The 780-nt window shown below is 25.0% G+C and carries 1 protein-coding gene; it reads left to right on the top strand.

All coding sequences use genetic code 11. The features are described 5' to 3' along the window. On the top strand, positions 1–699 hold a 699-nt coding region (locus AYC60_RS00320; protein ID WP_231724599.1), incomplete at its 5' end, for a helix-turn-helix domain-containing protein. Positions 700–780 lie beyond the last annotated feature (81 nt).

Genomic DNA, 780 nt, shown 5'->3' with positions numbered 1-780 from the left:
TGGACACAGAAATGTGAAAAAGTTTGGAGGTACATTTTTTTTATGGTAAGAAAAGGTAAATTTACATTTGAAGAAAGACTTAAAATGGTTAAAAATATTGAAGAAGGAATTCCAATTTCAGTTGTAGCAAAAGAATATAATATTGCTACAGGGACTCTAAGTATTATTGCTTCAAAATATAGATTTCATGGAGAAAAAGGTCTTAAAGAAGTAGGTAAGCATAATCGATCATATACTATAAAATTTAAACAAAAAGTAATAAATGAATATCTTGCTGGAAAAAGTACTCGACAATTAGAAATAGAGTATTTAATTAGTAAAAATGTTGTAAAAAATTGGATTTATCAGTATAATAAGGGTATATTAAAAGAATATGATCCTAAAGGAGAGATATACTCTATGAGAAGTCCTAAACTAAGTAAAGAAACTAAGATGAGTATTGCAAAAGAATGTATAGAAAAAGGGAAAAATTACAAAGATATATGTACTAAATATGGTGTTAAATATCCTAATCTTTATTCATGGGTTATTAAATATGAAAAAAAACAAATAACTAGCGAAATAAATTCAGCCTCTAGCGAAAAAGAGAGATATGAAATATTACTTAAACTAAAAAATAAAGAAATTGAATTATTAAAAGCTGAAAATGAGATCTTAAAAAAAAACGAAGAAATATTGGAGAGCCTAAAGCAAAAGTAAATTTAGCTAAATATCTTACCATAGAAGAGCTTAAATCTAAATACCCAATTAAATATTTATGTGTTGTATTAGAACTTAATA

It is taken from the genome of Streptobacillus felis (genome assembly GCF_001559775.1).
Classification (GTDB): Bacteria; Fusobacteriota; Fusobacteriia; order Fusobacteriales; family Leptotrichiaceae; genus Streptobacillus; species Streptobacillus felis.
Note: the sequence above shows the minus strand (reverse complement) of the source record. Positions and strands in the feature narration are given on the sequence as shown.